Here is an 8086-nt window from a genome sequence, read left to right as displayed (position 1 = left end):
GTGCGCAGCAGCACCGCGGCTCCCCCGGCGTCGACTTCCATCCGCATGCTCGACCCGCCCGCAAGCGAATCACGCACGTGGTTCGCCAGCTCCTGCGCCTCGAACGGGTCCGAGATGAGCTGACGCGTCACGGAGACGAGGTTGTGGCCCTCCAGCTCGGCGTTGAGCCCCATCCGGTGATAGGCCGAAATGGCGTTGGGGCTGGCGAAGCTGATCTCACCACCGCCGTCGAGCCGGATGAATCCGTCGCCGACGCGCGGGCTCGAACGTGACATGGCCAGGTCGCCGACGTTGGGGAAGGTGCCCTCGGACAGCATGTGCAGGAGTGCACCGGCGCAGTCGAGGTACGCGCGCTCCAACGGGCTGGCCTTGCGGCGGTCCGCCAGCGCCGTCTGGTGGGTGAGGACGGCCACCACCTGATTGCTGTGCCGGACGGGGATGGCTTCGACGTTGAGCCACTGACCCTCGGGCGAATGATCTTGTCCCGCATCACTTTCGCGACCGATGTGCCCGGACTGAAATGCCGCGACGACGACCGGCATGTCGCTTGCGGTGTTGACGGTCCCGACTGCGTCGGCCAACAGCACCGTCGGAGCGGTGTTGGGGCGGACCTGCGCGACGCACACCAGCGAACCGTCGTCGTGGTGGACCCACATGAGATAGTCGCCGAAGGACAGGTCGGCGAGCAGTTGCCATTCCCCCACCACTGCGTGCAGGTGGTCCACGGCAGTGCCGGGCAGCATGGTGTGCTCGGCGAGCAGGTCACCGAGGGTCGACATTCGCTGCGGTTTGGCTCGGCCTTGGGGCGCCGGCGCCCTAGGTGATCACGGCGATGAGATCGCCGGCCTGGATGACGTCACCGACGGAGACGCTGACCGTGGTCACCGTTCCTGCGACTTCAGCGAGCACCGGGATCTCCATCTTCATCGACTCAAGAAGCACGACGGTGTCCCCCTCGCCGATGTGATCGCCTTCGCTCACCACGACCTCGAGCACACTGGCCACGATCTCGGCGCGAACATCCTCGGCCATCTTCACCCCACTCGTCTTCTAGAGCCGCCTGTCGGGACTGCACAACGCGGTGCCTGCGGGTCTATCGAACCACACGGCCGGGATTGGATTGCAGTGGCGCGAGCGTGAGATACTCCTGTGTAAGCAATTGACTCAATGGAGGACCATCATGGCCAAGCGTGGTCGTAAGAAGCGTGACCGCAAGCACACGAAGGCGAACCACGGCAAGCGCCCCAACGCCGGCTCGAAGTCGGTGCGCTAGCCGCCGCGGATGATGGTGGTGCGGCTGATCTCGATGCGCAGCCGCGCCCGCAGGGAGTCGGGCGCCTTGTCGCCGCTGCACTTCGTGGCGATCAGTCGCTTGACCCGCTCCTCGACCCCGTACTGCCGCAAGCACGTCGGGCATTCCTCGAGGTGATGCTTCAGCTTGTCCCTGGTCTCGATGGTGCACTCACCGTCGAGCAGCGTCCATACCTCGGCAATCACTGAAGCGCACTCGGGATGATTGGGGTCAACGGGGCCCACCGGCGGCCGGAACGTGTGCTCTTCCTGGCGGGAGAAATCGTCGGTCACGAGGACACCTCTTCGGGCTCGTCGAGACGCGGACCTCGGATGAAGCCGCGATCCCGCGCAACGTCGGCGAGCAGTTCACGAAGCTGCTTGCGACCGCGGTGCAGTCGGGACATCACCGTCCCGATGGGAGTATCCATGATTTGGGCGATCTCCTTGTACGGGAAGCCTTCGACGTCGGCGTAGTACACCGCCATCCGAAATTCCTCGGGCAGTGCTTGCAGGGCAGCCTTGATCTCGGTGTCGGGCAGGGCCTCCATCGCCTCTACCTCGGCAGACCGCAGGCCCGTCGACGTGTGCTGGGCATTGGCCGCCAACTGCCAGTCGGTGATCTCCTCGGTGGGATACTCCGCGGGCTGACGCTGCTTCTTGCGGTAGCTGTTGATGTAGGTGTTGGTCAGAATCCGGTACAGCCACGCCTTGAGATTGGTACCGGCACGGAACGAGCGGAACCCCGAATACGCCTTGACCATCGTCTCTTGGAGCAGGTCCTCGGCGTCCGCCGGGTTGCGGGTCATGCGCAGCGCGCCGCCGTACAGCTGATCCAGCAGCGGAATGGCATCTCGTTCGAACCGAGCTGTCAGCTCCGCGTCGGTCTCTACGGCTGGCTCTTCGGCCGCGGCGGGCGCTGACCCGTCGAGATCGGTCATCTGAGTCGACACCGTCCCTTCTGTCGCTGCACCGAAGAACGTTTCCGGCAAATCCACCGGTCGTTCTAGGCAGGCCGTTGCCACCAAGGTGTCACCTTCCCTTAGATCTTAGAGGCTGAGGCCGACGCAGTCGTCGGCCGACGCCCATCGGACCAGTTCAACAGCGGGCGCGGGAGCAGTGTTCCCCGGTTGCCGTCGCTATCGTGGCCCGATGGCCCGTGCAGCGACCCCGGCAATCGCCGCCCTGGTGAGCGCGGGTGTTCCGCACGAGGTGCTGCGCTATCAGCACGACCCGCGCAACGAGTCCTTCGGGGACGAAGCCGTCACCGAATTGGCCGCAAGCGTGGGTGCATCCGCCGACCAGATCTGCAAGACACTGGTCATCGCGGTGCCGAAGGGGCTGGCCGTCGCCGTCCTGCCGGTGCCCCACAAGCTGTCACTGAAGGCCGCCGCGGCCGCGCTGGGCGTGCCGAAGGCCGAGATGGCCGATCGCGCCTCGGCCGAGCGGTCCACCGGTTACGTGCTTGGGGGCATCTCGCCGTTGGGTCAACGCAAGCCGCTGCCAACCGTCATCGACGCCTCCGTCCTTGGCTGGGACCGCGTGTTGTGCAGCGCGGGCAGACGAGGCCTGGAGGTGGCCCTGTCACCTGCCGATCTGATTCGTCTCACCGAGGCCGTCACTGCGGACATCCTGGCGTCCTAGGGTGGGCGCATGTCGCTCACTGGGAAGACCATGTTCATCTCCGGTGCCAGCCGCGGTATCGGACTGGCGATCGCCAAGCGGGTCGCCGCCGACGGCGCCAACGTCGCGCTGGTCGCCAAGACCGCCGAACCGCACCCCAAGCTCGAGGGCACCATCTACACGGCGGCCAAGGAGATCGAGGCTGCCGGCGGTCAGGCACTGCCCATCCTCGGCGACGTCCGCGACGGCGAATCGGTGGAATCCGCAGTGGCGCAGGCAGTTGCGCAGTTCGGGGGCATCGATGTCTGCGTGAACAATGCCTCCGCGATAAACCTCGGCTCCATCACCGAGGTGCCGCTCAAGCGGTTCGACCTGATGAATGGCATCAACGTCCGCGGCACGTACGCCGTCTCGCAGGCGTGCATCCCGCACATGTTGGGTCGGGAGAACCCGCACATCCTGACACTGTCGCCGCCGATCCTGCTCGAGTCGAAGTGGCTCAAGCCGACCGCGTACATGATGGCCAAGTACGGAATGACACTGTGCGGGCTCGGCATGGCCGAGGAGTTGCGCGCCGACGGCATCGCGTCGAACACGCTGTGGCCGCGGACCATGGTGGCCACCGCGGCCGTGCAGAACCTGCTGGGTGGCGCTGAGGCGATGGCTCGCGCGCGCAAGCCCGAGGTGTACGCCGACGCCGCCTACGTGATCTTCAACAAGCCGGCGCGCGAGTACACCGGCAACGCGGTGCTGTGCGAGGACGTGCTGGTGGAATCCGGCGTGACCGATCTGTCGGTGTACGACTGCGTGCCCGGCTCGGAGCTCGGCGTGGACCTGTGGGTCGAGAACCCCAACCCGCCCGGTTATTCGGGGCCCTAGCCGAGAGTCGGAGCCGACACTGCCGGCACGTCGACGGAACTACCCTGGCACCGTGAGCAATTCCCTCTGGGCGGGCGGCCGCTACGAGTCCGTCGCCGAACGCATCGAGACCATCGCCCGGCAGACCGTCGAAGCCGCCGACCGCCGCCGCCCGCTGGACGGGGCCGCGCTCGTCGACCTCGCCTGCGGTACCGGCAGCGCCGCGCTGGCGGCAGCCGCCCGTGGCGCCCTGGTCACCGGCGTCGACGTGACACCCGAGCTGATCGACGTCGGCAGGCAGAAGGCCACCGCCACCGGGCAGGCGGTGCAATGGGTGACCGCCGACGCGGCCGACACGGGATTGCCCGAGCACTCGTTCGACGTCGCGGTGTCGAACATGGGCATCATCTTCGTCGATCCGGACCGGCAGGCGACCGAGCTCGGTAGGCTTCTGAAACCCGCTGGTGTGCTTGCGTTCTCGTCGTGGCGACGCGACGTCAGCAATCCCTTCTTCGACCCGATCGTCGCCGTGCTAGGGGCTCCGCCCAGCAGGGGGTTCTCCCCCGATCAGTGGGGCGATCCGGCCATCGTGGAGCGCCGCCTGGCCGCCGACTTCGCCGAAGTCGACATCACCGAGGGAACCCTCACCTGGGCGTTCGCGTCGGTCGACGCCGCGCTGCACTTCCTGGTCGAGGAGTCGCCGATGCACGTCGACGTCTTCGGTCGCGTCGATGACGACCAGCACGCCCGGCTGACGTCCGCATTCCGCGACGCCCTCGCCGACCACGCGGACGGTAACGGGGTCCACGTCGATGCGCCCTACGTGGTGGTCACCGCCAACCGCCGGTAGCTAGAGCAGCGTCGCCTGCTCGGACTCTGGCTCGGCGGGCTCGATGAGTTCCGGCCCGTTGTTGCGGACGCTGTTGACCAGCCGCGAGACCTGCCGGATCGCGATGCGATCAAGGTCGCCGTGCCCTCGCAGCAGGCCCTCGTCGATGGGTACGTCCGGGTCCAGCCAGCGGTCCCAATCGCGCTCGCTGACGGTCAGCGGCATGCGGTCGTGGATGTCGGCCAGCGGTCCGGCGGCATCGGTGGTGATGATGGTGCAGCTCAGCAGCGGCGCGCTGTCCTTCGGAGCCTCCTTCGGCCGCCAGGTGGACCACAGCCCCGCCATGAACAGCAGCTCACCGTCGGCGCCGTACATGTAGAACGGCGTCTTGGCCGACTTCTTGCCCCCGACGTTCTCCGCGTTGGGCCGCCACTCGTACCAACCGTCCATCGGGATCAGACACCGCTTGGCCTTCGCGCTGCTGCGGAACGCCGGGGAGGTGCTGACCTTCTCGGCGCGGGCGTTGATCAACAGCGGACCCTTGGTGTCCGGCGCGCCGTCCTCGCCGGACTTCACCCACGGCGGGATCAACCCCCACCGCATACGGCGGACGCGTCGGGTCGACTGGTCGTCGGGCTCGGCGTGCCGCTTGACCACCGAGGTGATGGTGGTGGTCGGGGCCACGTTGAAGTTCGGACCCGGCGGAGTCTCCGCGTTGGTCGCCGCCGTGCTTTCATCGATCGCCTTGATCTTCTCGGCCAGCAGCGCCGGGTCGGTCGTCACCGCGAATCGCCCACACATGCATCCCATGGTTGCAGAAGTTGCCGACAAGGCAGGATGTAGGCCATGAGCACGTGGCAGGCACCGTCGACGACGACGCCCGTACACGCTGAAGTCGAGGTACCTGGCTCCAAGTCGCAGACCAACCGGGCGCTGGTGCTCGCCGCGTTGGCCACTCCGGGGGGCACGTCGACCGTCAGCGGTGCGCTGCGCAGTCGCGACACCGACCTGATGATCGGCGCGCTGCGGACGCTGGGCGTGTCACTCGAGGGTGCGGGTACCGAACTGTCGGTCAGCGGCGCGATCGCCCCCGCGGCCGATGCCAGGATCGACTGCGGTTTGGCAGGCACGGTGCTGCGTTTCGTCCCTCCGGTCGCAGCGCTTGGCCGCGAGGTCGTCACGTTCGACGGTGACGAGCAGGCCCGCGGTCGCCCGATCGCTCCCCTGCTGGACGGGATGCGCGGGCTTGGTGTCCGCCTGGACGGCGACGCGATGCCGTTCCTGGTGCACGGCGAGGGTTCGGTGGCCGGGGGAACCGTGTACATCGACGCGTCGTCCTCGTCGCAGTTCGTCTCGGGTCTGCTTCTGTCGGGCGCGACGTTCGACGAGGGACTGACAGTGGTGCACACCGGCGACTCCGTGCCGTCGGCGCCACACGTCGCGATGACGGTGTCGATGCTGCGCGAGGCGGGCGTCATCGTCGACGACGGCGAGGCGAACCGTTGGCACGTGCGCCCAGGACCGATTGCGGCGCGGCGCTGGGTCATCGAGCCCGATCTCTCGAACGCGGTTCCGTTCCTGGCTGCCGCCGTGGTGACGGCGGGCACTGTCCGCATCGCCGGCTGGCCCCGCGTCAGCGTCCAACCCGCAAGCACCATCATCGACCTACTGGGAACAGTGGGATCAACTGTGCAGCAGGATGATTCACACCTCGAAGTGACGGGTTCCGAAGGCTACGGCGGGTTCGACGTCGACCTGCACGACGTCGGCGAACTGGCACCGTCGTTCGCAGCGCTGGCCGCACTGGCCGAGCGCGGGTCGGTGTCGCACCTGAGCGGTATCGCACACCTGCGCGGACACGAGACCGACCGGCTGGCAGCGCTGACCGCGGAGATCAACGGCCTCGGCGGGCACTGTGAGGAGACGGCGGACGGGCTGACGATCACCGCAACGCCGCTGCACGGCGGCGTGTGGCGCTCCTACGCCGACCACCGGATGGCGACCGCGGGCGCGATCGTCGGACTGAGGGTGCCAGGCGTCGAAGTCGAGGACATCGGCACCACGGCCAAGACCCTGCCCGACTTTCCGGGGATGTGGGCGAACGTGTTGGCGGGGAGCTGACGCTTGAGACCCGGTGACTACCTGGACGAATCCGACGTCCGGGTGCGCTCGGGTCGGGGTTCGCGGCCGCGTACCAAGATCCGTCCCGAGCACGCCGATGCGGAAGCGGGAATGGTCGTCACCGTCGACCGCGGCCGGTGGGGATGCGCGCTCGGCGGTGACCCCGACCGTCGAGTCACCGCGATGCGCGCCCGAGAGCTGGGTCGGACGCCCATCGTCGTCGGGGACGAGGTCGACATCGTCGGCGACCTCTCCGGCAAGCCCGACACGCTGGCCCGCATCGTCCGCCGTGGTGAGCGACGAACGGTGTTGCGCCGCACCGCTGATGACACGGACCCGACCGAGCGCGTCGTCGTCGCCAACGCGGATCAGCTCATGATCGTCGTCGCATTGGCCGATCCCCCGCCGCGCACTGGCTTCGTCGAGCGGTCCCTGATCGCCGCCTACACGGGCGGGCTGACGCCGATCCTGTGCCTGACCAAGTCGGACCTGGCGCCGCCCGAACCGTTCGCCGCGCAGTTCGCCGGTCTGGACCTGCAGGTCGTGACTGCGGGCCGCGACGACGGTCTCGACACCGTCGAGAGCCTGCTCGCAGGCAAGTCGACGGTGCTGGTTGGGCATTCCGGGGTCGGCAAGTCGACGATGGTGAACCGCCTCGTCCCCCATGCCCGTCGCGCCGTAGGCGTGGTGTCCGGCGTTGGCAAGGGCAAGCACACCTCGACACAGTCGGTGGCCCTGCCACTGCGTGGTTCGGGCTGGGTGATCGACACCCCGGGCATCCGGTCGTTCGGCCTGGCCCACATCGCACCGGCCAACGTGATGATGGCGTTCTCCGATCTCGCCGAAGCCATCGAGGACTGTCCGCGCGGGTGTGGTCACATGGGCCCGCCCGCTGACCCCGAATGCGCGCTGGACAACCTGACCGGCCACGCGGCCGATCGGGTGGTCGCCGCACGTCGACTCCTGACCGCGATGAACGAGGACTAGCTCCGGTGGACTTCCTCGAACGCACCCGCACCGGGTACGACTCGGCGGCCGCCGAGTTCGCGACGATGTTCGAGCACCTCCTCGACACCAGGCCCATCGAGCGTGCGACGCTCGCCGCGTTCGCCGATCTGGTGGCCGCCACTGGCAATCGGACCATTGCCGACGTCGGCTGCGGTACCGGTGTGACCACCGCAATCCTGCGGGACCTTGGTTCGCTGCCCGTCGGAATCGATCTGTCCCCCAACATGATCGCGCAGGCCCGGTCGCGCCACCCCGACCTCGAGTTCACCGTTGGTTCGATGACGGATCTCGATCTGCCCGATGAGAGCGTCGGCGGTGTCTGCGCATGGTATTCGACCATTCACGTGCCCGACTCGC

Annotated in this window: 11 protein-coding genes and 1 pseudogene; 7 read left to right on the top strand and 5 right to left on the bottom strand. The window is 67.8% G+C overall.

What is annotated here, in order from left to right:
• Both pdtaS and ACRDUX_RS14435 read right to left on the bottom strand, forming a co-directional pair.
• Nucleotides 1-779 (bottom strand): annotated as a pseudogene (gene pdtaS, locus ACRDUX_RS14440) (two-component system sensor histidine kinase PdtaS); the annotation flags it as partial.
• Between the two features lie 37 nt (nt 780-816).
• Entirely contained in the window at nt 817-1032 is a 216-nt protein-coding gene (locus ACRDUX_RS14435; RefSeq protein ID WP_526414710.1) for a biotin/lipoyl-binding carrier protein, read from the bottom strand.
• Nucleotides 1033-1180: 148 nt separating this feature from the next.
• Between ACRDUX_RS14435 and ACRDUX_RS14430 the strand changes: the two genes are divergently transcribed.
• Nucleotides 1181-1273 (top strand): 50S ribosomal protein bL37, encoded by a 93-nt coding sequence (locus ACRDUX_RS14430; protein ID WP_090355725.1) that lies wholly within the window; start codon nt 1181-1183, stop codon nt 1271-1273.
• Here ACRDUX_RS14430 and rsrA read toward each other — a convergent pair.
• Nucleotides 1270-1584: a mycothiol system anti-sigma-R factor gene (gene rsrA / locus ACRDUX_RS14425; protein WP_526414709.1), complete on the bottom strand. Its 315-nt coding sequence runs from the start codon at nt 1582-1584 to the stop codon at nt 1270-1272. The two genes, ACRDUX_RS14430 and rsrA, sit on opposite strands and share 4 nt — an antisense overlap.
• The gene (locus ACRDUX_RS14420) at nt 1581-2231 is read right to left on the bottom strand and encodes a sigma-70 family RNA polymerase sigma factor (RefSeq protein ID WP_526414708.1); all 651 of its coding nucleotides are present in this window, start codon (nt 2229-2231) and stop codon (nt 1581-1583) included. Before ACRDUX_RS14420 ends, rsrA begins: the two co-directional genes overlap by 4 nt.
• A 211-nt stretch (nt 2232-2442) precedes the next feature.
• Here ACRDUX_RS14420 and ACRDUX_RS14415 point away from each other — a divergent pair, with 211 nt between their 5' ends.
• Genes ACRDUX_RS14415 through ACRDUX_RS14405 form a run of 3 tightly spaced genes read left to right on the top strand, consistent with a single transcriptional unit; the run spans nt 2443 to nt 4621 of the window.
• A complete protein-coding gene (locus ACRDUX_RS14415) occupies nt 2443-2934 on the top strand; it encodes an aminoacyl-tRNA deacylase (RefSeq protein ID WP_526414707.1) in 492 nt (163 codons plus the stop codon).
• Nucleotides 2935-2943: 9 nt separating this feature from the next.
• Nucleotides 2944-3792 carry an SDR family oxidoreductase gene (locus ACRDUX_RS14410; RefSeq protein ID WP_526414706.1) on the top strand — a complete coding sequence of 283 codons (849 nt, stop codon included), beginning with the start codon at nt 2944-2946 and terminating at the stop codon, nt 3790-3792.
• 52 nt (nt 3793-3844) lie between these two features.
• Nucleotides 3845-4621, top strand: a complete 777-nt coding sequence (locus tag ACRDUX_RS14405) for a class I SAM-dependent methyltransferase (protein WP_526414705.1) — start codon at nt 3845-3847, stop codon at nt 4619-4621.
• Here ACRDUX_RS14405 and ACRDUX_RS14400 read toward each other — a convergent pair whose 3' ends face one another.
• Nucleotides 4622-5401: an SOS response-associated peptidase gene (locus ACRDUX_RS14400; RefSeq protein WP_526414704.1), complete on the bottom strand. Its 780-nt coding sequence runs from the start codon at nt 5399-5401 to the stop codon at nt 4622-4624.
• 45 nt (nt 5402-5446) lie between these two features.
• Here ACRDUX_RS14400 and aroA point away from each other — a divergent pair, with 45 nt between their 5' ends.
• The 3 genes from aroA to ACRDUX_RS14385 form a co-directional block, all read left to right on the top strand.
• Entirely contained in the window at nt 5447-6721 is a 1275-nt protein-coding gene (aroA, locus tag ACRDUX_RS14395) for a 3-phosphoshikimate 1-carboxyvinyltransferase (RefSeq protein WP_526414703.1), read from the top strand.
• A gap of 3 nt (nt 6722-6724) precedes the next feature.
• Complete coding sequence (rsgA, locus tag ACRDUX_RS14390; RefSeq protein WP_526414702.1) at nt 6725-7708, top strand: ribosome small subunit-dependent GTPase A; 984 nt, start codon at nt 6725-6727, stop codon at nt 7706-7708.
• Nucleotides 7709-7713: 5 nt separating this feature from the next.
• Nucleotides 7714-8086 (top strand): class I SAM-dependent DNA methyltransferase (locus ACRDUX_RS14385; protein ID WP_526414701.1); only part of this gene is annotated, 373 nt, incomplete at its 3' end.

The organism is Mycobacterium sp. (assembly GCF_050701675.1).
GTDB lineage: Bacteria > Actinomycetota > Actinomycetes > Mycobacteriales > Mycobacteriaceae > Mycobacterium.
This window is presented reverse-complemented; position numbering and strand designations above follow the sequence as displayed.